Annotated in this window: 20 protein-coding genes; 6 read left to right on the top strand and 14 right to left on the bottom strand. The window is 64.7% G+C overall.

Annotated elements, in window-relative coordinates; translation table 11 throughout:
* Window positions 1-67 precede the first annotated feature (67 nt).
* Window positions 68-994 (top strand): 4-hydroxy-3-methylbut-2-enyl diphosphate reductase, encoded by a 927-nt coding sequence (gene ispH / locus N2603_RS30945; RefSeq protein WP_018648008.1) that lies wholly within the window; start codon window positions 68-70, stop codon window positions 992-994.
* Between the two features lie 35 nt (window positions 995-1,029).
* Entirely contained in the window at window positions 1,030-2,190 is a 1,161-nt protein-coding gene (gene hpnH / locus N2603_RS30950) for an adenosyl-hopene transferase HpnH (RefSeq protein ID WP_260385108.1), read from the top strand.
* Window positions 2,191-2,440: 250 nt separating this feature from the next.
* On the opposite strand, the gene N2603_RS30955 is transcribed toward hpnH, so the two are convergent.
* The 4 genes from N2603_RS30955 to N2603_RS30970 all read right to left on the bottom strand — a co-directional run bounded on the left by N2603_RS30955 (window position 2,441) and on the right by N2603_RS30970 (window position 7,543).
* Window positions 2,441-3,790, bottom strand: a complete 1,350-nt coding sequence (locus N2603_RS30955; RefSeq protein WP_260385109.1) for a carbohydrate porin — start codon at window positions 3,788-3,790, stop codon at window positions 2,441-2,443.
* Between the two features lie 150 nt (window positions 3,791-3,940).
* On the bottom strand, window positions 3,941-4,999 hold the full coding sequence (locus N2603_RS30960) for an ABC transporter permease (protein WP_260385110.1): 1,059 nt from the start codon (window positions 4,997-4,999) through the stop codon (window positions 3,941-3,943).
* Window positions 4,996-6,522, bottom strand: coding sequence for a sugar ABC transporter ATP-binding protein (locus N2603_RS30965; RefSeq protein WP_260385111.1), 1,527 nt, complete (start codon window positions 6,520-6,522; stop codon window positions 4,996-4,998). Before N2603_RS30965 ends, N2603_RS30960 begins: the two co-directional genes overlap by 4 nt.
* A 58-nt stretch (window positions 6,523-6,580) precedes the next feature.
* Window positions 6,581-7,543, bottom strand: a complete 963-nt coding sequence (locus N2603_RS30970) for a sugar-binding protein (protein ID WP_080648176.1) — start codon at window positions 7,541-7,543, stop codon at window positions 6,581-6,583.
* A 257-nt stretch (window positions 7,544-7,800) separates the two neighbouring features.
* On the opposite strand from N2603_RS30970, the gene N2603_RS30975 reads away from it, so the two are divergent.
* Window positions 7,801-9,069, top strand: coding sequence for an ROK family protein (locus N2603_RS30975; protein ID WP_260385112.1), 1,269 nt, complete (start codon window positions 7,801-7,803; stop codon window positions 9,067-9,069).
* A 70-nt stretch (window positions 9,070-9,139) separates the two neighbouring features.
* On the opposite strand, the gene N2603_RS30980 is transcribed toward N2603_RS30975, so the two are convergent.
* The 6 genes from N2603_RS30980 to N2603_RS31005 all read right to left on the bottom strand — a co-directional run bounded on the left by N2603_RS30980 (window position 9,140) and on the right by N2603_RS31005 (window position 15,299).
* The gene (locus tag N2603_RS30980; RefSeq protein WP_260385113.1) at window positions 9,140-9,889 is read right to left on the bottom strand and encodes a phosphorylase; all 750 of its coding nucleotides are present in this window, start codon (window positions 9,887-9,889) and stop codon (window positions 9,140-9,142) included.
* Window positions 9,886-11,838: a squalene--hopene cyclase gene (gene shc, locus N2603_RS30985; protein WP_260385114.1), complete on the bottom strand. Its 1,953-nt coding sequence runs from the start codon at window positions 11,836-11,838 to the stop codon at window positions 9,886-9,888. The genes N2603_RS30980 and shc overlap by 4 nt, the downstream gene beginning before the upstream one ends.
* Window positions 11,839-11,902: 64 nt before the next feature.
* Window positions 11,903-13,159 carry a hydroxysqualene dehydroxylase HpnE gene (gene hpnE / locus N2603_RS30990; RefSeq protein WP_260385115.1) on the bottom strand — a complete coding sequence of 419 codons (1,257 nt, stop codon included), beginning with the start codon at window positions 13,157-13,159 and terminating at the stop codon, window positions 11,903-11,905.
* A complete protein-coding gene (gene hpnD, locus N2603_RS30995; RefSeq protein ID WP_260385116.1) occupies window positions 13,159-13,998 on the bottom strand; it encodes a presqualene diphosphate synthase HpnD in 840 nt (279 codons plus the stop codon). The genes hpnE and hpnD overlap by 1 nt, the downstream gene beginning before the upstream one ends.
* Window positions 13,988-14,872 (bottom strand): squalene synthase HpnC, encoded by an 885-nt coding sequence (gene hpnC / locus N2603_RS31000; RefSeq protein WP_260385117.1) that lies wholly within the window; start codon window positions 14,870-14,872, stop codon window positions 13,988-13,990. Before hpnC ends, hpnD begins: the two co-directional genes overlap by 11 nt.
* A gap of 193 nt (window positions 14,873-15,065) precedes the next feature.
* Window positions 15,066-15,299, bottom strand: a complete 234-nt coding sequence (locus N2603_RS31005; RefSeq protein ID WP_008553259.1) for a hypothetical protein — start codon at window positions 15,297-15,299, stop codon at window positions 15,066-15,068.
* Between the two features lie 460 nt (window positions 15,300-15,759).
* Between N2603_RS31005 and N2603_RS31010 the strand changes: the two genes are divergently transcribed.
* Window positions 15,760-16,257 carry a hypothetical protein gene (locus N2603_RS31010; protein ID WP_260385118.1) on the top strand — a complete coding sequence of 166 codons (498 nt, stop codon included), beginning with the start codon at window positions 15,760-15,762 and terminating at the stop codon, window positions 16,255-16,257.
* Between the two features lie 195 nt (window positions 16,258-16,452).
* On the top strand, window positions 16,453-17,199 hold the full coding sequence (locus N2603_RS31015; RefSeq protein ID WP_260385119.1) for a hypothetical protein: 747 nt from the start codon (window positions 16,453-16,455) through the stop codon (window positions 17,197-17,199).
* 28 nt (window positions 17,200-17,227) lie between these two features.
* Here the strand turns inward: N2603_RS31015 and N2603_RS31020 are convergent, their stop codons facing one another.
* From N2603_RS31020 to N2603_RS31035, 4 genes are all read right to left on the bottom strand, one after another.
* Window positions 17,228-19,594 carry an efflux RND transporter permease subunit gene (locus tag N2603_RS31020; RefSeq protein WP_260385120.1) on the bottom strand — a complete coding sequence of 789 codons (2,367 nt, stop codon included), beginning with the start codon at window positions 19,592-19,594 and terminating at the stop codon, window positions 17,228-17,230.
* A 206-nt stretch (window positions 19,595-19,800) separates the two neighbouring features.
* Window positions 19,801-20,586, bottom strand: a complete 786-nt coding sequence (gene eutC, locus N2603_RS31025) for an ethanolamine ammonia-lyase subunit EutC (protein ID WP_260385121.1) — start codon at window positions 20,584-20,586, stop codon at window positions 19,801-19,803.
* Entirely contained in the window at window positions 20,583-22,169 is a 1,587-nt protein-coding gene (locus N2603_RS31030; protein WP_260385122.1) for a B12-binding domain-containing radical SAM protein, read from the bottom strand. Before N2603_RS31030 ends, eutC begins: the two co-directional genes overlap by 4 nt.
* 147 nt (window positions 22,170-22,316) lie before the next feature.
* Window positions 22,317-23,699, bottom strand: a complete 1,383-nt coding sequence (locus N2603_RS31035; protein ID WP_260385123.1) for an ethanolamine ammonia-lyase subunit EutB — start codon at window positions 23,697-23,699, stop codon at window positions 22,317-22,319.
* Window positions 23,700-23,922: 223 nt separating this feature from the next.
* Here N2603_RS31035 and N2603_RS31040 point away from each other — a divergent pair, with 223 nt between their 5' ends.
* Window positions 23,923-25,662, top strand: a complete 1,740-nt coding sequence (locus N2603_RS31040) for a methyl-accepting chemotaxis protein (protein ID WP_260385124.1) — start codon at window positions 23,923-23,925, stop codon at window positions 25,660-25,662.
* Window positions 25,663-25,743 lie beyond the last annotated feature (81 nt).

The raw sequence follows: 25,743 nt of genomic DNA on the forward strand, positions 1-25,743 counted from the left end.
TTGGTCAGGTTTGGGTGCCGCTGGGGACAAGGAAGCGGATTGGTGCAACTTGCGTGATGGGCGTCCTATGGAAGTTTATCTGGCGCAGCCGCGCGGCTTCTGTGCGGGTGTGGTGCGTGCAATCGAGATCGTGGAACGGGCCCTGGAGAAATACGGCCCGCCCGTCTACGTGCGCCACGAGATCGTGCATAACAAATACGTGGTGGAGAGCCTGAAGAACAAAGGCGCCATTTTCGTCGAGGAGCTGTCCGAGGTTCCACCGAAATCGGTCACGGTCTTCAGCGCCCATGGCGTCGCCCGCAGCGTCGAGGAAGAGGCCGCCGCGCGCGACCTTCCGGTGCTCAATGCCACCTGCCCGCTGGTCACGAAAGTTCACAATCAGGGGAAGCGCTACATCACCAAGGGCCGCACCCTGATCCTGATCGGCCATGCCGGCCACCCCGAAGTCGAGGGCACGATGGGCCAGGTCCCCGGGCCGGTGCTACTTGTTCAAAGCGTTGAAGAGGTTAACGCCCTGACGCTGCCGGCGGATAGCCCAGTGGCCTACATCACCCAGACCACCCTGTCGGTCGACGACACAAGGGACATCATCGCGGCCCTCCAGGCCCGCTTTACAGATATTCAAGGCCCGGATATCCGGGATATCTGCTATGCGACACAGAACCGCCAATCTGCGGTAAGGGACTTGAGCAAGCTGGTCGACGTGATCTTGGTGGTGGGCGCTGCCAACAGCTCGAACTCGAACAGGCTCCGCGAAATCGGCACTGAAGCCGGCGTCGCGAGTTATTTGATTGCCGACGGCAGCGAGCTCAATCCGGAGTGGTTGAAAGATGCCAGGACCGTCGGCGTCACGGCCGGCGCTTCGGCGCCTGAGGTACTCGTGGATGACGTGATCGAAGCGATGCGGCGGATCGGACCGGTCAAGGTCCAGGTGCTCCCCGGTCGCGAGGAAAACATCGAATTCCGGCTTCCGGCCCAACTGGCCGCGAGCTGACCCACCCGAATTTCAAGCCCAGAAAGAAACGTGTAATGGCAATCCCCTTCTTCAAGGAAATGCGTATCGGCGGCTATTTGCTCAAGCAGAAACTGCTTGGCCGCAAGCGCTACCCGCTCGTGCTGATGCTGGAGCCGCTGTTCCGCTGCAACCTCGCCTGCGTCGGCTGCGGCAAGATCGACTATCCCGACGCGATCCTGAACCGCCGCATGACGGCGCAGGAGTGCTGGGACGCCGCCGACGAGTGCGGCGCGCCGATGGTCGCCATTCCCGGCGGCGAGCCGCTGATCCACAAGGAGATCGGCGAGATCGTGCGCGGCCTCGTCGCGCGCAAGAAGTTCGTCTCGCTCTGCACCAACGCGCTGCTGCTGGAGAAGAAGCTCGATTTGTTCGAGCCCTCGCCCTACCTGTTCTTCTCGGTGCATCTCGACGGCCTGCGCGACCACCACGACAAGGCGGTGTCGCAGAAGGGCGTGTTCGACCGCGCCGTCTCCGCGATCAAGGCGGCCAAGGCGCGCGGCTTCACCGTCAACGTCAACGCCACCATCTTCGACGGCCATCCGGCCGAGGAGATCGCGAAGTTCCTGGACCTCACCGTCGAGCTCGGTGTCGGCGTCTCGATGTCGCCGGGCTACGCCTATGAGCGCGCGCCGGACCAGGAGCACTTCCTCAACCGCACCAAGACCAAGAAGCTGTTCCGCGACGTCTTCGCGATGGGCAAGGGCAAGAAGTGGAATTTCATGCATTCCGGCCTGTTCCTGGACTTCCTCGCCGGCAACCAGGAATACGAGTGCACACCCTGGGGCATGCCCGCGCGCAACATCTTCGGTTGGCAGAAGCCCTGCTACCTGCTCGGTGAAGGCTACGCAAAAACCTTCAAGGAGCTGATGGACACCACCGACTGGGAAACCTACGGCACCGGCAAGTACGAGAAGTGCGCCGACTGTATGGCCCATTGCGGCTACGAGCCGACGGCGGCGACCGCGGCCCTCAACAACCCGCTGAAGGCGATGTGGGTGTCGCTGCGCGGCATCAAGACCACTGGCCCGATGGTGCCGGAGATCGACATGAGCAAGCAGCGCCCGGCGCAGTACATCTTCTCCGAGCAGGTCCAGAAGAAGCTCTCCGAGATCCGCAAGGACGAGGCCGCCGCTGCGCAGGAGAAGGCTGCACGGAAGGCTTCGACGGCCGCGTAAGCGCCGGCTACGAACATCGAAACACAAAGGCCCGGTCGCTAATGGCGAGCGGGCCTTTTGCTTTGTTCAGCTTCGCGTTCGTCGCATGGGTTGCACCGGCAGCGACAACGTGCGGGATGACTGAAATCTCACTTGCAGGGCGGCTTCGCCAAGGGCGGGGCCGCCGCATGTTGCTTACGCTCCGATGCTTCCTGACATGCCCGTCGACGGGCATGCCCTGGCTTTCGCATCAGGCGGCTTCGCGTTCACATCAGAAGTGGACCTCGGTGCGCATGCCGAGAACCACGGCATTGTCGGTCTTCACGCCCGCGGCGTTGTAGCCGCGCCCGCCGGGATTGATCACATATTGCGCGTCGAACTTGAGGTTCATCCAGCCGGTGGCCTGCCATCCGTACCAGACTTCGAGCGGAACTTCGTTGCCGCCGGCGTTGGGGCCGAAGGCCGCCGAATTCACGTGGGTCGTGCCCACCGCGAAGCCGACTTCGTCCTGGGGACGCCAGGAGAACGTTCCGGTATGCCGGAAGCCGAGGGCGATCTGGTAGTCCTGGTAAGACGTCCGGTGATCGGCAACGGTCGTATTGAGGAAGGTATACCAACCCACCGCACCGGGGCCGTCGACGGTCAGCCGCTGCAGGATCGACTCGTAGACGCCGTAGCGGCCCCTTTGACTTCCGAGATTTTGATCCGGGACGCCTCCAACGCCGGGGATGGTGGAGATGATACCGGGAAGGCCACCATCAATGGTCGACGCGCTGTCGTACCAGCCGCCAAACCTCCAGGTCCCGTTCAAGGGCCCCGTCGGCGCCCAGACCAACTCCACGGGGACCATCACGCCACTGGCGGGGGTCGAGTGAGGGACGCCGGGCAAGAAGTAGACGGTCGGGTCTGACGTCGTCAGGTAATTCGGATTGGCGTCGTAGACGCCGACCGAAATCGTGAATTCCGGCGCCAGCTTGTAGTGGACGACGCCGGCCCATTGGCTCACTGGCCAGTTGTAGATGTAGCCGCCCTGGATGTTGCCGGGCTGGCCGCCGCAGAAGGTCAGGTTGATGAACTCGCACAAACCGAAGAAGAAGTCGGAGCCGACGGGAAGACGGCCGCCCTTGAGTTCAAGGCGGTCATCGAAAAGTTTCTGCGAATAGTAGAGCTGGGTCAGGCGCAGAATGTTGCCGCGGCCGAACACTTCGTTGGTCAGCTGCAAGGCGGGAATGCCCGCCTGATCATTCAGGTTGCGGCCGAAGCGATCGACCAGCGTAAGGCCGACGGTGCCGCCCTGGATGCCGGCGAGCTTCCCCATGTCGAGCTTCGCGCCGAACCACAACTGACCAGCGTTCGCCGCAGTGTTCTTGCTTCCGCCCGTGACGTTGCCGACGGATTCGTTACCCAGCGTCAGGCCCAGCTCGATGCCCTGCTCCTTCAGCTTTGTCCTGCCGAGATCGCCGAACAGGTATGGCCTCGTCCAGAAATCATCGGTTTCAGCATAAGGAACAGGCGCAGCTTTCGTCACCATATCCGCCGCATGCACTCCACCAGCCATCAGCGATGACAAAGCGATCCCGACACCGCACACACGTGCAGTGCTCACTAACCAGCGCAACATTTTACTCGTCCTCCCGCCGTCTCAGGCTTTGTCGTTCTTGCCTCACGTTCCCGCCAAGCCCTCGAGCCTGGAACGTGCTCCTTCCCCAGCACACATCGTCACAGCCGCGCGCCCACGAAGCTGCCTTGTGTCAACTGGAGCCTGGATCCGTCATGCCTGGTCGCCCGTTCTCACCGGCAGCGCGCCCACGCCGCGCGGTGCTGCGCCCTGCTGTCCTTCAAGTGTCGATCTCGGCGCCGTGCGGGCGAGGCCGGCCAGCGCCATCTTGCGCCGCCGCCGGGCCTGCAACTGATGATCCGCCAACACGCCGATCAGAATCACCGTCCCCATCACCGCAAAGTTCAGGGAATTGGGGATGCCCAGGATATTCACGAGGTTCTGCAGCACCTGCAGCAGCGCAGTCCCCAGCACGATGCCGAGGATGGAGCCTTCGCCGCCGCGCAGGCTGCACCCGCCGAGGACGGCAGCCGCGATTGCGTAGAGCTCATAGAAATTGCCGAAGGAGCTCGGAGACACCGAGTTCGTGTAGAACACGAACAAGACAGTTGAAACTCCGGCGAGCAAACCGCTGATGATGTAGGCGGTTGCGATCACGAGATCGGTGTTGATGCCCGAGAAGCGCGCCGCTTCCTCGTTCTTGCCGACGGCATAAAGCCAGCGCCCGTAGACCGAGCGGTGCAGCACCACGCCGAGGACGAGCGCAAGGATGATCAGAAGGATAAAGGTGTTCGGGATGCCCGCCACATTGCCGGAGGCAATGCTGCTCAACGTCGCGGCCTCGTCGCCGTAACCGAAGCCGCGTGTCGAGTCGGACGTATAGTAGCGGGCGGCGCCGCGATAGATCAGCAACCCGCACAGCGTCACGATGAAGGGCTGCATCTTCAGCCGGGTGACGAGGAAACCCTGAATTGCTCCCAGCACCAGCCCGCCCAGCAACACGGCCAGCAGCGCCAAGGGCCAGGGAACCTGATACGTCGTCAGAAGGTCGATGAAGATGACGCCGAGCAGCGCGAACATCGAGCCAAGCGAGAGATCGATGCCGCCGGTGATGATTACGAGCCCCTCGCCGAGCGCAAACACACCGAACAGGCCGATCAGGTTGGCCATGTTCAGCAAGTTCACCAGCGACAGGAAGGCCGGATTGATCGCGCCCGTGACGGCGGCGATCACCAGGAGCAGCAGGCCCAGGCCGAGTTCTTTCTTGTTCATGGCGCAGCCGCTTCCACGGTTTCCAGCGCCTGGCCGATTGCAAGCTGCAACACGTTGTATTCGCTGAACTGCGCTCGCTCCAGCACGCCGCTGACGCTCCCTTCGTGCATCACCGCGATCCGGTCGGAGACGCCAATGACCTCCTCCATGTCCGAAGAAATCATCACGATCGCGACGCCCTGGTCGGCGAGCTCTCGCATCAGCGCGTAGATCTCGCTCTTGGCACCGACATCGACGCCACGGGTCGGCTCGTCGAAGAACATCACGCGCGGCTGCATCGAAAGCCACTTGCCCAGCACGACCTTTTGCTGGTTGCCGCCGGAGAGCGTCACGGCCTCCATATCGATGCTCGGCACCTTGATGGAGAGGCGCCTCACCTGCTCTGTCGCGACCTTGCGCTCGGCCGGGCCGCTGACCAGCCACATCCGCGCATAGTTCAGCAGGTTGGCCAGCGTCACGTTCTCCCGGATCGGCAGCTCCAGCACGAGCCCGGATTTCTTGCGGTCTTCCGGCATCAGATAGATGCCTTGCCTGATCGCGTCCCGCGGCGATGCGACATTGACCGGCGCGTTGTCGATCCTGATCTCGCCGCCCAGCGGCGGGTCAATGCCGAAAGCCGCGCGCGCCAGGGAGGTGCGACCGGCGCCCACGAGCCCTGCCAGCCCGAGTATCTCGCCATGCCGCACGGAAAGATCGATCTGCCGGTCGGGAAAGGCCGATGTCACGAGGCCGACGATGTCGCAGCCGCCCGGCTGCGGCGGCCGCTTCGGCGGTGTATGCAGCGCTTTCAGGTCGCGACCGATCATCAGCCGGATCATTGCGGCGTGGCTCAGCCTGTCCCGCGCCAGCTCTCCCACCGTGCGCCCGTCGCGGAGCACCACGACGCGGTCGGCGCAGGTCATGATCTCGCTGAGCCGGTGAGAGATGTAGATCACCGAGATGCCGTGCGCCTTCAGATCGGCAATCACCTCCAGCAGCCGTTCCGTCTCCGAAATCGTCAGGCTGGAGGTCGGCTCGTCCATGATGATTACGCGGGCGTCGATCGAGAGCGCCTTGGCGATCTCCACCAGCTGACGCTCGGCGATCGACAAATTGTCGACCAGCGTGTCCGGGGTGAAATCGGCGCCCAGCCGCTCCAGCAGCGGCGTCACGCGGGCGCGCATCTCCGCGTCGTCCACCAGCTTCAGCGGGCCGCCGACGAGCCTCTCGCGTCCAATGAAGACGTTGGCGGCGACGTCGAGATTTTCGAAAAGGTTCAATTCCTGATGCACGAAGGCGATGCCGGCCTGCGTCGCCTCGTTCACCGTCATACGGACGCGCTCGGTGCCGCCGATGCGGATCACGCCCTCGCTCGGCGCGATCACGCCACCCAGCACGCGCATCAGCGTCGATTTGCCGGCGCCGTTCTCGCCGATCAGGCCCAAGACCTCGCCGCGGTACACACGCAGGCTGACATCGTCGAGGGCCATGACCCCGGGATAGGACTTGCTGATCCCGGCGAGTTCGAACAGGATTTCCGCCATTCGTTTCCTCCCGCACGACGCCCGACTGTGCCAGCCGGGCGTCGAAAGGCGCTGAAAGTCACTTCTTCAGCAGCCCCTTCAGATTTGCGGTGAAGTCCGCGACGTTGGACTTGCTGATCACTTGCGTTGGCACGATCAGCTTGCCGCCCGGCGGAATCCAGGACTTGTCGCCGTTCAGCGTCTTGATGATGTTGGTGGCGGAGAGATACCCGAATTCGTACGGCTGCTGCACGACCGTGGATTCGATTGTGCCGTCGGATATTCCCCGCAGCGTGCGCTGGTCCTCGTCGAAGCCGACGATCTTCACCTTGCCGGCCTTGCCCGCCGCCTTGACCGCGTCATAGATCAGCGGTGTCTCGTAGCTCCAAAGACCGGACAACAGCGCAATGTCGGGATATTTGACGAGCACGTTCTCCATATTCGCCTTGGCCTTGGCGAAATCCACTTGGTCCGTGAACACGTCGACCAGTTCGACCTTGGTGCCGGCGATCGCGTCCTTGATCCCCTGCACCCGCTCGCGGGCATTGTCCGCGTCCATCGTGCCGACGAACAGCGCGATCTTGCCGCCGTTCGGCAGCGCCTTCTTGATCTCCTCGCCTGCTTGCCGCCCGGCCGCGACGTTGTCGGTGCCGATATAGGCGAGACGATTGCTCTGCGGCGCGTCGCTGTCCGTCGTGATCAACACGGTCTTGGCTGCAACCTTGTTGAGCTGTTCGGTCGCGTGCGGCGCATCGTCGACCGAGATGGAGATGCCGGCGACGCCACGCACCAGCAGGTCGTCCAGCTCGCGCCGCTGGCCCGCCGCCGTGCCTTCGTTGGTGACGATCAATTCGATATTGTAGTCCGGGTGCTCCTTCTGAGCCTTCTCGAGCCCGCGGCCGGCGATGGTCCAGAAGTCGGCCGCAACATTGGTGACCAGCGCGATGGTCTTTTTCTGCTGGGCCTGCGCCATCCCCGTCGCCATCGCGAGCGCGGCGGTCGCGAGCAACGGCACTAGCAATTTCTTCATCGATCCGTTCATGTGCACCTCCCTTTGGTGCCCCGGATGAGGGGCTTCACGACGCTTTTGCGCCTTGTTTTATTCACGAAGCGAAGAAATGTCGCAGAGCAAAAACATCAAAATCAGGATGCACTGGCTCCTTCTTCAAGCGGAAATAGTACATGAGGTATGATAATAGTAAATATAGCGACGTAACGACGCACCATAGCTGTGCCTTTTCAACAACACTTCATGAGATGCGCGCCTATTAATTTCACCTACTGAATTAAAGAGACAACATGGCTGACCAAATTGAGCCCCCGAAACGTATTTCAGGCATGTCCCGCGGCTCGAATCGCGGCCGCCTCGTCGAGGTCTTGCGACGCCAGGGGCCGTTGCCGCGTGTGGAACTCGCCCGGAGCACGGGATTGAGCTTCCCCGCCGTGTCTGGCTTGACGTCGAGGCTGATCGCGGAAGAGTTGCTGTGCGAGACGGAAACGGCGGCAACCTCATGGTCCGACGACACGGACGAAGACGATGCGGACGGGCTGAACGGCCGCCGCCGTGGCCGGCCGGCCGTGCTGCTGACCCTGAATCCGGAGTTCGGCCGCATCATTGCGGTCTCGCTCCGCATGAATCTGATTGAAACACTGATCGCGGATTTCAGCGGCTCCGGCCTGGCACAATCGCGGCTCGAAATCGCGACGCGGGCTCTCGATACGGGCGCGTTATGCGATCTCGTGATTGCGCAGATCGATGCGATGCTCGAGGCGACGGCCACACCGCGCCATCGCCTGTTGGGAATAGGGATTGCCCTCCAAGGAATCGTGAACGCGGACACTGGCCGGCACCTGTGGAGTCCGGCGCTGTCCGTCACCGATGTCGATCTGGTGAAGCCGGTGCGCCAGGCTTTCGACGCCGAAGTCGTGATGGCGAATGACGCTGTCGCGGTTGCGCTCGCCCTCACCGCCGCGGAGCCGTCACTGGCGCAGGGCCTCTCGGCCACCATCATGGTCGGCCACGGCGTCGGCATGGGCGTCGTAGTCGACGGTGAAGCGCGCTGGGGCGCCGGCGCCGGCAGCGAGATTGGCCATATCAAATTGGGATCGAACGGGCCGCAATGTCGCTGCGGCCAGCGCGGCTGCATCGAGGCCCATCTCGCCGACTATGCGCTCTACCGCGACGCTCGCACCTTTCTCGACTTGCCGCCGGCGGCGGCGCAACAGCCCTCCGAGGTGCAGATGGCCCTCCTGCGCGAGCGAGCGCGGAGCGGCGATCCCCGTCTCGAGCACGTCTTCCAGCAGGCAGGTCGCGCGCTTGCCGAGGCGGTCGCGGCAACGATATCGGTGCTGCGCCCACACCATGTGATCCTGGCGGGACCCGGCCTGCAGGCATTTGACATGATGCGCCGCGCCTATGAGGAGCGGCTCGAGCAAGCGGTGTTGCCGTGGCTGCTCAAGTCCACGGCGATCTATCTGCGTCCAAGCGAGTCGGCGGCAATCGTCGAGGGCATGGTGCGACGGACCCTATGGGTCGTGGACCGAAACCGCATGGAGGCGACCGAGTGAGCATGCACCAAAACGCAAAAGGCCCGGTCGCCAATGATGACCGGGCCTTTTGTTTTATCGCATCAAGAGATCAGGCCGCCTTGGAGACCAAAGCCTCGCTGTCGACGAGCTCAGTGCCGATCAGATAGTCGCGGCAGCCGCGCAGTGAGCGCAGCGCGCGGTTGAAGTCGATGCCGGTCGAGACCAGCGCATGCAGCGTTGCCGGATTGCGGACGATGCCGCGCAGCACTGCGGCGAGGTCGATCTGGCCGTTCGGCTTGATCGCGGCGCGGGCGAGCGCCGGCAGCGCGCGGTGGGCGGGGTCGCTGATGACGCGGACCGCGGCGAAGGGCAGCCCGGCCTCGGCGGCGTAGGCCGCCGCGATGTGGCTTTCCATATCGACGGCGGAGGCTCCGGTTTCGGAGTGCAGCGCCGCCTTGCAGGACCGCTTCGTGACCACCTCCTCGGCGCCGGCGAGGCTGCCGCGCACCACGCGGCGGCGGCCCGAGGTCAGGCGCTCGATCAGGTCGTCGCCGAGCGACAGGCCGGCGGCCCAGCGGGTGTCGCCGGACAGCACCTCGGTCGCCAGCACGACGTCGCCGGAGCGCAGCGTCGGGTCGAGCCCGCCGGCCACGCCGAACGAGATCACGCCGCGAATCGTTTCAGGGTCCACCACCGTCAGCAGCGCCCGCAACTGGGCCGGGCTGCTGGATGAACAGATGACCGCCATGCCAGGACCGGCCGCAATACGGGCCTCCTGCACCAATCCGGTCACGATCAGTATCGGCCGCGGGTCGATGGCATTACCCGCGGTAATATAGTCCCCCATCCCCAAAGTCACATTCCGACCCCTACCACCCTGCTGTTGGTGTTCCGCAAGTTCCGATACCGCGCCAACGCCCACAGCGGAAAGAACTTTGGGTAACCATGATACCGTAGATAGAACACGCGGGGGAAGCCTGTGGCGGTATACCGCTGCTCGTCCCACAGTCCTTTTTCGTTCTGTGTTGCAATCAGGTACTCCACCCCGCGGGCGACGGCCGGGTGATCAACCTCGCCTGCCGCCATCAGGGCAAGCAAGGCCCATGCCGTTTGCGAGGCGGTCGACGGGGCGGCTTCCCAGCCCTTGTAGTCCAGGCGGTAGCTGACAGCGTCCTCACCCCAGCCGCCGTCGTCGTTCTGGATCGAGGCCAGCCAGTCAGCGGCTTTCCGGATCATGGGGTCGTCGTGGCGGACGCCGGCCATGTTGAGGGCGCAGACCACCGACCAGGTTCCATAGATGAAGTTCATGCCCCAGCGGCCGTACCAGGACCCCTCGGGGTGCTGGGTCTTCCTGAGGTAGGCGACGCCGTCGGCGACGTGCTTGCTGGTCTTCTCGGTCTCGCCGAGCTGGGCCAGCATCGAGATGCAGCGCGCGGTGACGTCCTCGGTCGGCGGATCGAGCAGCGCGCCATGGTCCGAGAACGGGATGTTGTTGAGGTAATATTCGAGGTTGTTGACGTCGAAGGCGGCCCAGCCGCCGTCGTCGCTCTGCATGCCCTCGATCCATTCCCGGCCGCGGGCGATCGCGGAATCATAACCGGTCGCGCCGTGCTCGCGGCGCATGCGGTCCATCGACATCACCACCACGGCGGTGTCGTCGAGGTCGGGGTAATGGGCGTTGTTGTACTGGAAGGCCCAGCCGCCGGGGCGAACGTCGGGCCGCTTCGCCGCCCAGTCGCCCTTCACCTCGAGCTCCTGCCTCGGGATCAGCCAGTCGAGGCCCTGCTTCGCCGCAGGCACCGCCTTGTCGCCGCCGGCTTCCAGCAGCGCGTGCGCGGTCAGCGTCGTGTCCCACACCGGCGAGACACAGGGCTGACAATAGGCTTCGTCGTCGCCGATCACGAGCAGCTTGTCGATGCCGCGGCGCGTGATCGCGCGCGGCGGGAAGTTCTCGTCCTTGCCGAGCGCGTCGTACATCATGACGATGTTGGCCATCGGCGGATAGATCGCGCCCATGCCGTCCTCGCCGTTGAGCCGCTCCTCGGTGAAGGCGAGCGCGGCGTCGATCGCGCGCTTGCGCAGGCTCTTCGGAAACAGCGGCTCGATCACGCGCAGGATCGCATCGAGCGAACGAAACAGCAGGAACCAGGCCATGCTCTGGTGCGGCGCCTTCGCGGTCATGCCGATCGAGCGCGGATCCTGCAGGAACAACTCGTCGATGCCGACGCCCTTCGGATTCCTCGCGCGCGGCTTCAGCGCGGCGATCACCATCAGCGGCACCATGGTGGTGCGCGCCCAGTAGGAGATCTTGTTGAGATGGAACGGCGACCAGAACGGCAGCAGCACGATCTCGATCGGCAGCACCGGCACCGCGCGCCAGGTCACGACGCCGAACGTCGCCAGCAGGAAGCGGGTGAAGACGTTGCTGTTGATCGCGCCGCCGCGGGCATGGATCGCCTCGCGCGCGCGCACCATGTGCGGGGCGTCGACGGAGTCGCCGATCATCTTCAGTGCGAAGTACGCCTTCACGCTGGCGCTCATGTCGAACTCGCCGTCATGCACGAGGGGCCAGCCGCCATGGGCGCCCTGCACGCGACGCAGATAATTGCCTATCTTGGCCTCGAGCACGGTGTCGACCGGCTCGGCGAGATAGTGGCGCAGCAGGATGTACTCGGCCGGAATCGTGCAATCGGCCTCGAGCTCGAACACCCAATGGCCGTCGGCCTGCTGGAAGCCGATGACGCCTTGCGTCGCCGACGCAATGCTCGATTCCAAAGCTTCGCGGCTGGTCGCGTTCACGGAATCCATGTCGCTCGATTGCTCCGATAGTCGATTGAAAGTTGACCGGGACATTGCCCGTCAGGGCCGCTTTTCAGGATCCTTTGGCGGCCAGAACCAGATCGGCGGCGCGGTCACCGGACCGGACCGATCCCTCGATGGTTGCCGGCAATCCCGTAGCAGTCCAGTCGCCGGCGAGGAACAGGTTTTTCAGCGCCGTGACCGGCCCCGGACGCAGGGCATTCTGAGCAGGCGTCGCCGCAAATGTGGCGCGGCGTTCGCGCACGATCTGCCAAGGGGGCAGATCACCGGAGACACCGCCGGCCTTGCAGACGTCGCTCCAGATCTGCTGCGCGAGTTCCTCGCGCGGCATGTCGACGAGACGGTCGCCGTTGCTGATGGTCACCGAGAGCCGGTTCGGGAACGCGAACAGCCATTCCACGACGCCGCCGATCACTCCGAGGATCGGCGCCGAGCCCGGCGGCGGCTCAAAACGGAAATGCGCATTCACGATGGCGCGGAATTCGGTCGGCGTCTTCAGGCCCGGCAGCAGGCTAGCTGCCGCGCGCGGCGGCACTGCCATCACAATGACGTCACCTGCACCGAGCTGGATCACATCCTCGCCGCCGAAGTTCAGCGCGGTCACCTTGCCGTCGGTGCTTACGAACGAACGCAGCTCATGGCCGAGCTGAACGGTGTGGCCACGCTCAGCCAAGAACTTCACCGCCGGCTCGATCAGCACGGCGCTGAGACCGTCGCGCGCGATCAGGGGACGGCAGGCCTTCCCGCCCGCAAGCAGCGTCTCGCGCACGATCGCACCGGCAAGCCCGGCCGATCCCTCGGGCGGATCGACGTTGAGCGCCGCGAGCAGCAGCGGCTGCACCAGGCGCTGGTAGAGGATGCCTTCGGTCGGAATGGACTTGCCGACCAGCGTCTCCTCCGACGCCCAGACCAGCGGCGCCAGCTTGAGATAATCGGTGAGGCCGGTGTCGGGCACGCGGCGGCCTTCGTCGAGCACCCAGGTCGGCCATCGTCCATCGCCGAGATCGATCTGCCAGCGCTGCCCGGTCTTGATGTCGACGAACGGAAATTGTGCGCGATCCGGCCCGACGAGTCCCGCCTCGGTGCCGATTGCGCGCGCATAGGCGCGTGCGTGGCTGTTGCCCGACAGCAGCAGATGATTGCCGTTGTCGATGGTGAGATTGGTGGCGCCGTCGAAATAGGAGCGGCAGCGGCCGCCGGCCTGGTGCGTCGCCTCGTGCACGGCGACCTTGAAGCCGGCATTGGCGAGCCGCACGGCGGCGGAGAGGCCGGAAATTCCAGCACCGATGATGTGAGCTGTGTTTTGCATCAGATGAAAGCGTAACGGAGCAGGATCAGGATGCGTGTGATCTTCGACACACGCACCGGCTCGCGCGGCGCGTTGAAACCGCGCGCGATCAGGAGGTCCAGAATGGAATGATAGTATTTCGACATGATCCGCGGCGCGCGCACGGCGCGGCGCTTGTTGCGGTTCATGATCTCGTCCGACTTCTCGAAATGCATCTTCGCGCGCTGCGTCAACGGCACACAGACCTTCGGCAGCGCGCGCTCGGCGATCACACGGCTCGGATCATTGGAGGTGATGCCGGCATGCAGCAGCGCCTCGCGCGGCAGATAGAGCCGGCCGAGGCCGGCGTCCTCGTCGATGTCGCGCAGGATGTTGGTGAGCTGAAGCGCGCGGCCGAGATGGTAGGCGAGCAGGATGCCGTCTTCTTCCGGCATGCCGAACACGCGCACCGACAAACGCCCCACGGCGCTGGCGACGCGATCGCAGTAGAGATCCAGCGTCGCCATGTCGGGCGCGCGGATGTCCTGCGGCACGTCCATCTCCATGCCGTCGACGATGGCCAGGAAATCCTCGCGCTTGAGGGCGAAGGTCTTCACCGAGGCGACGTAGTCCTTCAGCCGCGGCGGCGGATTGCCCTGGTAGAGCGCGTCGATGTCGTTACGCCATTGCTGGAGCGCAGCGAGCCGCTCGTCGCGCGGACCGTCGGAATCGGCGATGTCGTCGACCTGGCGGCAGAAGCTGTAGATCTGGAACATCGCTTCGCGCTGGTCGTGCGGCAGGATGCGCATCGCGGCATAGAACGAGCTGCCGGATGCGGTCGAGCCATAACTGGCGCCGGGCGTGGCCGCCTCAAGCGTCATGTGCAGTCCCCGGTCTGGTTATGGCCTTGCGTCCGATCGCGCGGCGGCCGACTTCGCCGATCATGCCGGCGAGGCTGAAGGTGAGAAGCTCGAACTTGTTCAGATGCACGCGCTCACGCAGGGGATCGCGCACCTTCAGGAGGCGCACGATGCGGTCGGCATAGGCCTGGATCACTGCGACGTCGACCCCGAGGCGGAAATCGCGGATCTCCGCGGCTAGCGACCTGCCCTCGTCGAGCAGCGCCTCGTTACGCGCGGCGAGCGACTGCAGGCAGGCCAGCATCGCCGGCGGCGATTGCGCAAGCCCAAGCTGCTCGACCGAGGCGCCGCTCGCGGCCAGCGCGTCGCGCGGGAGATAGACGCGGTTGAGCTCGCGGAAATCCTTGCCGCAATCCTGCAGGTGATTGTTGATCTGGAGGCCTGCGCAGAGCGCATCGGAGGCGGCCCAGGTCGAGGTGCTCTCACCGTGAACGTCGAGCATGAAGCGGCCGACCGGCATCGCCGAATAGCGGCAATAATGGATGACCTCGTCCCAAGTCTCGTAGCGCAGCTTGGTCACATCCATGCGGAACGCGATCAGCACGTCGAGCGCGTGGCGCGGCGCCATGCCGCGCTCGGCCAGCGCACGGCGCAGCGTGACGGCCTCAGCCTGGGTATCGCCCTTGCCGAGCAGTTCCGCCTCGAGCAGGTCGAGATAAGCGAGCTTCTGATCGGGCGGCAGCGTGGCGTGGTCGGCGATGTCGTCGGCGGTGCGGACGAAATTGTAATAGGCCAGGATCAGGGCGCGATGACGCGGATGAATGATCCAGGACGCGACGGGAAAATTCTCGTCGCGGTCACCTTTGCCGGATCGCAATTCGCTCGCAGAGGTCATCGAGGGCTGGTTTACAATCGTTTGGACAGGAAGGGCTTTTTCGCACGCGCGGGCTCATGCCGGCGATGCCGCCGCGGCCCCCATATAGGGGAATACGGCCGCAAAACCAATCCTGCTCTCGATGGCTGCCCTTCGCGGATCCGGCCCGAAAAAGGCGGCCCGGGGGCCGCCTTGGGTGGGCCAGTGGCCGAGCTTACTGGTTGTGGTTCTTCAGGACCTGGTCGCAGGCCTGTGAGATCTTGGCCCGGTTCTCCTTCAGGCAGGCCAGGATGGTGAAATCGCCCTGGTCGATGACCGGACGGCAGAACTTCTGCACATCGCGCGTGCAGGCCTTCTGCTCGGCGTCCGTGCCGCGCCCTTGCTGGGCGAACGCCGCCGTCGAAAGGGATGCCGACAGCAGGGTGAGAGCGACGAGAAGCTTACGCATTGTATTCCTTCATTCTGACGGCAGAATCGCACCAATCCCGGACAGCACTGGGCGGAGGACCGTAACCGATTGTTCTGATGGCAAGTCGCCGCAGGGTAGCGGCCTCAGAGAAGGCACAAGCACTGGCAAATGCGGCCAAATTGGCGCCGTCCCCACCAAATCAGGTCTTCCCTGCACCTTCATTGGCAGATGTAAGGGTTTGATACTACGTCATAATTCAGAAGGTTCGCATTTTACTGCACGGCTGTTGCAGCGCTGCATCTCTCCGCCCCGCCGTTTCGGCCAGAAACACGCCGAAACACAGCAAATCGCAAGGTCCGGGCCCCTCGCCGGCGCCCGATGAGCCGCCATCTCTGGTCCTGGCGCGTTGAACCTGACACAGGCTCGGAACACTAAACCTTCGATGTGGCGAGACGTCCTTAACCCTCAACGGACGTCGTTCCAAAACGGGATATTTGTGATGAAATTCTTTGGGCGATCTGGACTGGCAATCACCGCGGCCGGCATTGGCGCTGCGCTGCTCTTCTCGGTTTCGGCGAGCCACGCACAGTCGTCCGGACCGTTTGCCGGCTTCGACGGCGCGTGGACCGGCACCGGCACGGTCTCGCTGTCCGACGGGTCCACCGAACGCATCCGCTGCAAGGCCGACTACAAGGTCGCCGGCAGTGGCCTCAACCTCAAGCAGGCCCTGCACTGCGCCTCCGACAGCTACAAGTTCGACCTCACCAGCGACGTGACGAGCCAGGGCGACCGCATCTCCGGCAATTGGAGCGAGGCGAGCCGCAACATCTTCGGCAATCTGCAGGGCACCGCCGGCGGCGGCCAGATCGACGTGTTCGTCGAGGCCAACGGCTTCGCCGCCAATCTGTCGCTGCGCACCAACGGCACCAAGCAGACGGTGCAGATCTCTTCCAAGGGCGAGATTCGCGGCGTCAACATCACGATGACGAAGGGCTGATTGCCCTTCCCCACCGATGAGGAACACGCCCCCGGTTCTCCGCGAGCCGGGGGCTTTTTGCTGACATGAACTTGCCCGGATGGACCTGCTGAGATGGATCCAATTCGCAGACATCTGCTGAAAGCCGCCGGGCTCTTCGTGGTGGCCGGTCGCGCCTTCGCCGACGATAAACCGCCAACTCAGCGGGAAACGAACATGCAGCCTTCGTCCGTGAAGCCGCGTCACGTGCTCTGTTTCCTCGGCAAGAATGAAAGCCTGCTGCAACCACCGAAGGCGGTGGCCAAGACGATTACCGATTTCGGCTTCGAGATCGACCGCACCTATTCGCAAGCCAAGCCCGATCAGCACATGGAGCGGTCGTTCGGCGTGTGCTGGGACCGCGTCTTCCCGAAAGCGTGGTCCGCGGCAGACGAAGCGGCCGTCGTCAATCACAAGGCGGTGCTCTACGTGCTGAGCCCACCGATGGATCAGCAGAAGGCGACAGCCTATTCAGCGGCCGCCTTGCAGATCGTGGACGAGATGTTCGACGCGGGCGCCATCGCTGCGAAAGGCGAAAGCGCCGGCGTCGCCCACGGCATCGCGCGGTGGCGCAGTCTCGCCGATCAGGCGCGCAAGGGCGCGAAGACCAGCCAGGGCCTCAACATGACCCTCGCCGTCGTAAAGGCCTGTCGTCTTGCGTTGGCCAAGCGGCCGCTCGGCGGCGATCGCTACTACGAGACCGTCGGCTATCACCTCGTCGGCCTGCCGGAGGTCTATGTCGCGAAATCGCGCGGCAACGAATGGTCCGCGGTGATGCTGATGGAAGAGATCGCCAATGCCATGGCGGAGTACGGCGTTGAGGCGACGCTGCGCGACCGCAAGCTCACGCTTTCGCGGGAGCAGGACTACGCCGAGGACGATTTCAAGTTCAATCCGTACGGGATCGTCCGGATCGAGACGTGAGTGCGAGGCGGCGTCTGCCGCCCCTCCCTCAGATCGCCGGCTTGTCCGGGCCCTGCAGCTTGCCGTGCAGGTTGATCAGCCACATCGCCGTCGGCCTGAGGATGAAGAGGTCGGCGACGAGCGCCATGACCATCGAGAAGGCGCTCAGCCAGCCGAACAGCCGCAGCGACGGCAGGTCGGAGAACACGGTGACGACGAGGCCGCAGGCCAGCACCACCGTGGTCAGGATCAGCGCAGGTCCCACCAGCACGGTCGCCCGCTCCACCGCGAGCGCCGAGCCGACGCCCGGCTTGCTCTCGAGCCGGAGGCGGTTGAGGAAGTGGATGGTGGCGCTGAGGCCCAGGCCGAACGAGACGGTGAGCGCGACGACGCTGGCGAATTGCAGCCCCTCGCCCATCGCCCACAGCACCGTGCCCGACATCACCACCGGGAAGATGCCCGGCAGGATGCAGGCGAGCATCACGACCCAGGAGCGGAAGGCAAGGCCGATGAAGATCGCGACCAGCGCGAATTCGACGGTCAGGCCGCGGTTCAGCTTCTCGATCATGCTGGCCGAGTTGCGCGCGGCAATGGCGGCAAGACCGGTCACCGCGATCTCGTAGCCGGGATGCTTCTTGCGGACGGCATCGAGCTCGGTATCGAGCTTGTCGACGATCGGCAGCAGCTGGCTGGAATCCTTGTCCGGCACGCGGCCCGCGACCACGACGGCATCCTGCTCGGCGTCGATGAAACGCCGCACCAGATGCTCGGGGATGACGCTGACATATTCCTTCAGCGTCGCCACGTCGGCGCTGCCGGCCTTTTCCGCGAGCCAGCGGCGCAGGGTCTCGAGCGACCAGACGTTGCCAACGCCGGCCGCCTTCTCCACGGTCGCATGCACGTCCGCGATGGTCTGCAGCGTCTCCGGCGAATAGAGCGTTTCACCCTTGGGGAACGCGATCAGCACGTTGACCGGGTTGGCGCCGGTCAGCTTGGCATCGAGCCGGTCGCTGGCGGCGACCGCCTGGCGCTTGTCCGGCACCTGGTCGGCGAGCCGGTAGCGCGGCTCCAGATTGGCATAGATGACGCCGAGGCCGCCGACGAACAGCACTGCGATCAGGCTGAACAGGCCGGGCCGGCCTACCATGCGCACCGCGATCCAGTAGCAGAAGTTGCGCAGCGCCTGGACGCCGGCATCGGCGCCCTGGAACTTGACCGCGAAGACCTTCTCGTTGCGTACGAACAGCACGCCGAAAACAGGCACCAGCGACAACACCGCGACCAGCGCGATGATGGTCGCGGCAAGGCCCGCCTCGCCGAACTTGCGGATCAGGTCGGAGTCGGAGAACTGCAGCGCGATGAAGGAAATGCCGGCGGTGCCGTGCGTCAGCACGCAGGCCGGCCCCACCACCAGCACTGCGTTCTTGAACGCAGTGAACTTGTCCTGGCCGGCGATCAGCCGGTCGCGTGCGGCGAAGGTCAGCTGCATCGAGTCCGAGAAGCTGATGACCATGATGAGCGGCGTCATCACGTTCAGGAACATGTTGAGGTTGAAATTGGCCCAGCCGAGCGCGCCGAGCGCCAGCAAGATCGCGATCATCGGCGGGAACGCCGCCGCGATCATGAAGGAGATCTTGCGGAAGAAGATGATGGCGATGACGCAGCCGGCGAGAATGCCGAGGATGTTGTAGGTAAGCCCGTCGCGCTCGACCGCGTTGCGGATCTCGAGCTGCATCACCGGCACGCCGGAGAGCTGCACGTTGAGCCCGGTGTCGCTGAGATCTTCCTTCATCAGCGCACGGATGTCGGCGACGGTCTTGGTCAGCTTGCTGGAGGCGACCACTTCGGGATCGAGCGAGAGCACGATCAGCGCCAGCGTGCCGTCCTCCGACAGAAGCTTGCCGCGAATGATCTCGTTGTTCTTGACGGTCTCGATGAACTTGTCATAGGCCGCGCCCTCGGGCAGCTCGGGCGGGAACAGCGCCGCCGGCAGCTTGCCCGGCGCCGGGGCCTGGCGCGCCGAGAACAGCGAGACGAGGCCACGCGTGCCTTCGACCAGCTGCAGGTCGGTGACGAAGTCACGCAGCTTCTCGAGGTTGTTCCGCGCCAGCAGGGTCTTGCCCTCGACCACGACGAGGACGTCGAATTCCTCGGCCGGGAACTTCTTGGTCACCTCTTCATACTGCTTGAATTCGCGTGTGTCGGAACGGAACAGCTGCGACAGCGAATCGTCGATCTTGATCCGGTAGATGCCGAATACGGCACCGACAATCAGGGCGAGCAGGACGACGCAGGAGAGGATCGGGGCCCGGACGGCGATCAGCCCGATGCGCTCCAGCCCGAAGGCGATGGAGGACGCAGGTCCCTGCTCGACCTTGTCGACATGAACCTCATTCTCGCGGTGCTTTTCGAGCATGCCTTATCCAGTTCCTAAATCGGCTCGGTCTTGTGAGCTTATTGCGCCCCGCGAACGGCTTGAAAACGCCATACCAATGGGAGGCTTGCCCCCTGAAAATGCGCGGAAAATCGCCGGCAGCGGTTTAGCAGGTCAAAAGGCCTTTTCGCAAGCAGGCGGAGGGTGGCCGAATCGATCAAGATGCGGCGATTTTGCCGGAATGCCCGTCATTCCGGCCGCGTTGTGCCAATTCGACGCGGCGCCCGGTCCGCGCTCTCGTCCTTCAGCGCCACGCCGGTGACCTCCCGGGCCAGGCCCTCGCGGATGAGCCAGGCGATCTTGAAGGCAGCCTCGTCATGACTCAACCCAGCATTGTGGATGTTCGACACGCAATTGCGCTCGGCATCGGTGCGGCCCGGCTTCGGCGCGAAGGTCAGATAGGCGCCGAGACTGTCGGGTGCGGACAGGCCGGGCCGTTCGCCGATCAGCATCACGACCATGCGGGCGCTGAGAATCGCGCCGATCTCGTCGCCGAGCGCGACCCGGGCGCCCGAGGCGACGACGACATGGCCGAGCGCGACAGCATCACCCTCCGCGAGCAGCGGCAGCAGACGGGCCACCAGCGCCACCGCATGGGCGTGGACCGCCGCCGCCGACAGGCCGTCGCCGATGACGAGCGCGAGCTGGCATGGCCCGGCAGCGTCTCGGGCGAGGGCTTCGGCGGACCCTGGATCGAGCTGTCGTCCGAGATCCGGCCGCCGCAGATAGTCCCCGCGGTCGACGGCTTGGCTCCTCGCCTCGCTGACGGTGAGACCGAGCGCGCCGAGATCGGCGACCAGGCGCGGCGCGTCAAAGGCCGCATGCACGGCATCGCGGGCGCGGGCATGGTCCAGCGTAAAATCGAGCAGCGGCTTTGTCGGCACGCTCGCACCACTGCGGCCCAGCGCAACGCGCGCGGGCGTGAACGACCTGAGGTCGAGGGTCGGACGGGCCGGAACGGGCTTGTCACTCATTCGGCGGGAACGGCGGCCTCGCGCAGCCGGATCGAGTAGTTCGAGGCGTTCTGCTTGCCGCTGGAGGCCGCGCGCGCAAAGGTGATGAGATGGTGCGCGATGAGGGTGCAGCCGATCAGGCCTTCGATGTCGGCGCGCTTGATGCGTCCGAACGCGAACTTCCAGAACACGCGCTTGTAGTCGCCGAGCACGCCGACCTTCCAGAAGATGTTGCGCAGCATGACGAGGCCGCGCCTGATGTTGGGCCAGGTCTTCATCTCGTCCGCCACCGGCACCTTGAGGCGGTGAGGATAGACGTGGTCGCATTGATACTGGAAGCGCGCGTAGACCTTCTCGGGCTCGTAAGCGACCGCCATGGCGTGCTTCCAGGATGCGACGACCTCGTCATAGGGCAACAGGAAGTCGACGTTGGAATCGCGCCCGTCGTCCTCGACCAGGCGCCCTTCCTTCTCCAGCCGGTCCCACAGCGGCGTCTTCGGCAGCGCCTGGAGCAGGTTGATGGTGAGCAGCGGGATGTGCGACTCCTCGACGAAGGCAAGCAGCGCGTCCGAGGTATTCGGCTTGTCGGTGTCGAGCCCCATGATGATGCCCGAGACCACTTCCATGCCGTAGGAGTTGATGGTGTGCACGCCCTCCAGGATCGGGACCATCATGTTGTGGTCCTTGTGCATCGCCTTCAGCGCATCGGGGTCGGGCGTCTCGATGCCGCAGAAGATGGTGATGAAAAAGGCCTCGCGCATCTTCTCGAGGATCTCGGGCCGCTTGGCGATGTTGAGCGTCGCCTCGCAGGCGAGCCGCACCACGTAGCCCGTCCGCTTCTGCCATTCGATCAGATGCGGCAGCAGATCCATCGCCGCCTTGCGGTTGCCGATGAAATTGTCGTCGACGAAGTAGACCGTGTCGGTCATGCCGCATTCGCGCAGCCGATCGAGCTCGGCGATGATCTGCTCCGGCGTCTTGATGCGCGGATTGCGCCCGTAGAGGCCGGGGATGTCGCAGAACTCGCACTGATAGGGACAGCCGCTGGAATACTGGATGCTGCCGAGGAAGTATTTCTTCACGTCGGCAAGCTCGTAGGCGGGAATCGGAAACTCCGTCATCGGCACGCGGTCCTTGGTGGTGAGGACCACCTGTTCATCAGGACGCGAGGCGTCGCGCGACAGAATCTGGATCAGCTGGTTGGTGGCATCGCCGAGCTCGCCGACATGGAGATAGTCGAACGACGGATAGTAGTCCGGACAGGCGCTGACGGAGGGACCGCCGAGCGCGACCGGCAGATCGAACTCATGGGCGCGGCGGCAGATGTCGTTCATCTGCTGGCGCTGGATGTGCATGCCGCTGACGAAGACGGCTTCCGCCCATTCGAACTCTTCCTTGGTCGTGCGGCGGAGGTTCTCGTCGACGAATTTGACCTGCCAGTCCTTCGGAAGATAGGCGGAGATCAGCAGCAGGCCCTGCGGCGGCATGAAGGCGCGGACGCCATCGGTCAGGGGATAGGAATGCTCGAAGGTACCGAACGAAGAGGTGTAGCGCGGAAACACGCAGAGAATCCGCCGGGACGTACCGTTGTTTTCAGCTCGCATCTAAGCTCCCCCGCCACGCTCGACCTGGTTGCGGAAATTGCCAGCCAGACACATAGCGTAATGCGGTCGCCGGAATTTCTCAATATTGTGGCGTGAGCATAATTCCGAGAGGGACCAATGGTTTCCTCACGGCCCCGGGGCGTCGCGTCACGCGATCAGCCGCGAGGCGAAATCGGGTAGCAGGCCTGCATCGCCGACAAGGCGGAAATCGGCGCCCGCAATCCCCGACTGCACCAGCCAGTCGTCGAATTCCGGCGCGCGGCGCAAGGCGAAGACGTCGCGGACATAGAGCGCGTCGTGAAAAGACGTGGACTGGTAGTTCAGCATGACGTCGTCGGCGCCGGGCACGCCCATGATGAAGGTGACGCCGGCGGCCGCAAGCAGCGTCAGCAGATTGTCCATGTCGTCCTGGTCCGCCTCGGCATGGTTGGTATAGCAGATGTCGATGCCGAGCGGCAGGCCGAGCAGCTTGCCGCAAAAATGATCCTCCAGGCCCGCCCGGATGATTTCCTTGCCGTCATAGAGATATTCCGGGCCGATGAAGCCGACCACGCTGTTGACGAGCAGCGGCGAAAAGGCGCGCGCGACCGCGTAGGCGCGGGCCTCGCAGGTCTGCTGGTCGACGCCGTGATGGGCGCCCGCCGACAGCGCGGAGCCTTGGCCCGTCTCGAAATACATCACGTTCTGCCCGACCGTGCCGCGCCCCTGCGACAGCCCGGCCGCCTGCCCCTCCTTCAGCAGCGCGAGGTCGATGCCAAAGCTGCGGTTGGCAGCCTCGGTGCCGGCGACCGACTGGAAGACGAGATCGACCGGCACGCCCTGCCCGATCAGCGACAGCGTTGTCGTGACATGGGTGAGCACACAGGCTTGCGTCGGGATTTTCAGCCGCGCGATGATCTCGTCGAGCAGCCGCAGCAACTGGGCGATGACGGCCGGATCGTCGCTGGCCGGATTGATGCCGATGCAGGCATCGCCCGCGCCGAGCAGGATGCCGTCGAGGATCGAGGCGGTGATGCCCCTGGCGTCGTCGAAGGGATGGTTGGGCTGCAGCCGCGTGCTCATCCGCCCCCTCAGGCCGACGGTATTGCGGAAGGCGGTGGTGACCTCGCATTTCCGTGCCGCCAGGATCAGGTCCTGGTTGCGCATCAGTTTTGACACTGCGGCCGCCATCTCCGGGGTGATTCCGGGGGCCAGCTTGCGCAGGATGTCGGGCGTTGCGGCATCGGACAGCAACCAGTCGCGGAAGGCCCCGACGGTCAGCGATGCCACCGGCGCAAAGGCCCTGGCGTCATGGCTGTCGATGACGAGACGGGTGACCTCGTCGGTCTCGTAGGGAATGACGGCTTCCTGCAGGAACTGCCCGAGCGGCACATCCGCGAGCGCCATCCGCGCCGCGATCATCTGCTCGGAGCTGGCAGCGGCAATTCCGGCCAGCCGGTCCCCGGAGCGCGGCGGGGTCGCCTTGGCGAGCAGGTCGCGCAGGTCAGGGAAAGTGTAGGTCGTGGCGTCGATGGTGTGGCGGTAGACCAAGGACCTCTCCGGGGCTCGTCGGCCAACGGCCGACTCCAGCACTATCCTGAAACTATACCTCCTGATCAAGACGCTGAAATAACTTACCTTTCTTTCGACTAAGGACGAAGGGCGCCAAGCGGCGCGTTAACGCCGCGTCCATCTTCGTTTCGCATAGTTTTGCATCAATTCCGCACGACCGCGCTCACCGGCCGCTTCCGGCCATTCCGGGCCCTTGAACACCATGACATCCGACCGATCTGGGAATGCCGCCACCCTGGCGGGCCGCTTTACGCTTGCCACCAAGCTCTACGCGATCTTCGCGCTGTTCGCGCTGCTGACGGCGGCGATCGCGATGCTGTCCGACTACAACAGCCGCCGCAGCGCCGAGCTGACCAGCGCGATCGAGACCGCGAATGCGGCCGCGCTGAACGTCGAGCGCGTCAACTCGCTGGTCTATGCGGTGGTGATGGAATCGCGCGGCGTCTACATGTCGACCGAGCCCGCCGTGGTGAAGAAATACGGCGAGGGCCTGCTCAAGTTCAACGCCCAGATCCTCGATGTCGTGAAGCGCTGGGAGACCATCGTCAAAGCCGACGATGCCGAGCAGTTCGCGACCTTCAAGAAGCGCATCGAGCAGTTCGTCGAGTTTCGCAAGGAGCTGGTGCGCCGCGGCGTCGAGATCAACGCGGCCGCGGGCCGCGAATGGGGCGACAACGACGCCAACCGCGCGGTGCGCTCGGCGCTGAACAAGGATCTCGAGGCGCTCTCCAAGGTCTATGCCGAGCGCGCCAGGCAGATCGCCCAGCAAACCGAGACCAACCGCACCCTGTCCTTCGTCCTGACCTGCCTCGGCGGCGTGGCGCTGGCCCTCGTCGTGATCGGCATCGTCATCATCGCCCGCTCGATCGCCCGGCCGCTCGCCGCGATCACCGCGACCATCAAGCAGGTCGCCGACGGCGCCGAGAACGTCGAGGTGCCGCACTCCGGCCGCGCCGACGAGATCGGCGCGCTCGCCCGCGCGATCCAGGTGTTCCAGGACGCGATGGGGCGCAACCGCAACCTCGCCTCGCAGGTCTCACAGGACTCGGCCGCGCGCGAGGCGCGCAGCCGTCACATCGAGCAATCCGTCGAAGCCTTCCGCGAGGCGATCGGCGCCATCATGCGCGGCCTCAGCGACAACGCCTCCGTCATGCGCGAGACCGCACAGACCATCACCCGCGTCACGGCGGACGCGAGCAGCCGCGCCGGCACGGCGGCGAGCGCCACCGAGCAAGCCTCGCACAACGTCACTGCGGTCGCGGGCGCGGCCGAGGAGCTGTCGGCCTCGGTCGAGGAGATCGGCCGCCAGGTGCGCCAGAGCGCCGGCGCGGTCGAGCAGACCGGCCAGCGCACCGAGAAATCGATCGCGGAGATCGAGAGCCTTGCGGCCGCCACCCAGCGCATCGACGGCGTGCTCAACCTGATCCAGGCGATCGCCGAGCAGACCAACCTGCTCGCGCTCAACGCCACCATCGAGGCCGCACGCGCTGGCGAAGCCGGCCGCGGCTTTGCCGTGGTCGCGCATGAAGTGAAAGCGCTCGCGGGGCAAACGGCGAAGGCGACCGCGGAGATCGGCGAGAACGTCAGCCAGATCCAGGCCTCCACGCGCAACGCGGTCGACGCCGTGCGCGAGATCGGCGGCGCGGTGCGCGAGATCAACGAGGTCACGTCAGCCATTGCCGGTGCCGTCGGCCAGCAGGACCAAGCCACGCGTGAGATCTCGTCCAACGCGCAAAGCGCAGCCCAGGGCAACGAGACTCTGGTCGCCAACATCACCTCGCTGCGGGACGCCATCGGCGAGACCGATACGGCGGCCGCATCCGTGCTGACGGCGGCGAGCAGCCTGACCGAGACGGCGCAGACGCTGTCGCGGGAGGTGGAGACGTTCTTCCAGAACCTGCGCGCGGGGGCGGCGGACGATCGTATCGCCAGGGCGGGATAGGGCGCGCGAAAGATCGGCGGCTCGCGCGCAGACAAAAAGTGCGAAAACAACCCCATGCACAGTAGCCGGCAGCAGCCTTAT

Origin of the sequence: Bradyrhizobium huanghuaihaiense (assembly GCF_025200885.1) — a bacterium.
GTDB lineage: Bacteria > Pseudomonadota > Alphaproteobacteria > Rhizobiales > Xanthobacteraceae > Bradyrhizobium > Bradyrhizobium huanghuaihaiense.

Bases quoted from the DNA above. Each gene is read 5' to 3' on its own strand.
- ispH (WP_018648008.1), top strand. From the start codon at position 68: ATGGAAGTTTATCTGGCGCAGCCGCGCGGCTTCTGTGCGGGTGTGGTG.
- hpnH (WP_260385108.1), top strand. From the start codon at position 1,030: ATGGCAATCCCCTTCTTCAAGGAAATGCGTATCGGCGGCTATTTGCTC.
- N2603_RS30955 (WP_260385109.1), bottom strand. From the start codon at position 3,790: ATGTTGCGCTGGTTAGTGAGCACTGCACGTGTGTGCGGTGTCGGGATC.
- N2603_RS30960 (WP_260385110.1), bottom strand. From the start codon at position 4,999: ATGAACAAGAAAGAACTCGGCCTGGGCCTGCTGCTCCTGGTGATCGCC.
- N2603_RS30965 (WP_260385111.1), bottom strand. From the start codon at position 6,522: ATGGCGGAAATCCTGTTCGAACTCGCCGGGATCAGCAAGTCCTATCCC.
- N2603_RS30970 (WP_080648176.1), bottom strand. From the start codon at position 7,543: ATGAACGGATCGATGAAGAAATTGCTAGTGCCGTTGCTCGCGACCGCC.
- N2603_RS30975 (WP_260385112.1), top strand. From the start codon at position 7,801: ATGGCTGACCAAATTGAGCCCCCGAAACGTATTTCAGGCATGTCCCGC.
- shc (WP_260385114.1), bottom strand. From the start codon at position 11,838: ATGGATTCCGTGAACGCGACCAGCCGCGAAGCTTTGGAATCGAGCATT.
- hpnE (WP_260385115.1), bottom strand. From the start codon at position 13,159: ATGCAAAACACAGCTCACATCATCGGTGCTGGAATTTCCGGCCTCTCC.
- hpnD (WP_260385116.1), bottom strand. From the start codon at position 13,998: ATGACGCTTGAGGCGGCCACGCCCGGCGCCAGTTATGGCTCGACCGCA.
- hpnC (WP_260385117.1), bottom strand. From the start codon at position 14,872: ATGACCTCTGCGAGCGAATTGCGATCCGGCAAAGGTGACCGCGACGAG.
- N2603_RS31005 (WP_008553259.1), bottom strand. From the start codon at position 15,299: ATGCGTAAGCTTCTCGTCGCTCTCACCCTGCTGTCGGCATCCCTTTCG.
- N2603_RS31010 (WP_260385118.1), top strand. From the start codon at position 15,760: ATGAAATTCTTTGGGCGATCTGGACTGGCAATCACCGCGGCCGGCATT.
- N2603_RS31015 (WP_260385119.1), top strand. From the start codon at position 16,453: ATGCAGCCTTCGTCCGTGAAGCCGCGTCACGTGCTCTGTTTCCTCGGC.
- N2603_RS31020 (WP_260385120.1), bottom strand. From the start codon at position 19,594: ATGCTCGAAAAGCACCGCGAGAATGAGGTTCATGTCGACAAGGTCGAG.
- eutC (WP_260385121.1), bottom strand. From the start codon at position 20,586: ATGAGTGACAAGCCCGTTCCGGCCCGTCCGACCCTCGACCTCAGGTCG.
- N2603_RS31030 (WP_260385122.1), bottom strand. From the start codon at position 22,169: ATGCGAGCTGAAAACAACGGTACGTCCCGGCGGATTCTCTGCGTGTTT.
- N2603_RS31040 (WP_260385124.1), top strand. From the start codon at position 23,923: ATGACATCCGACCGATCTGGGAATGCCGCCACCCTGGCGGGCCGCTTT.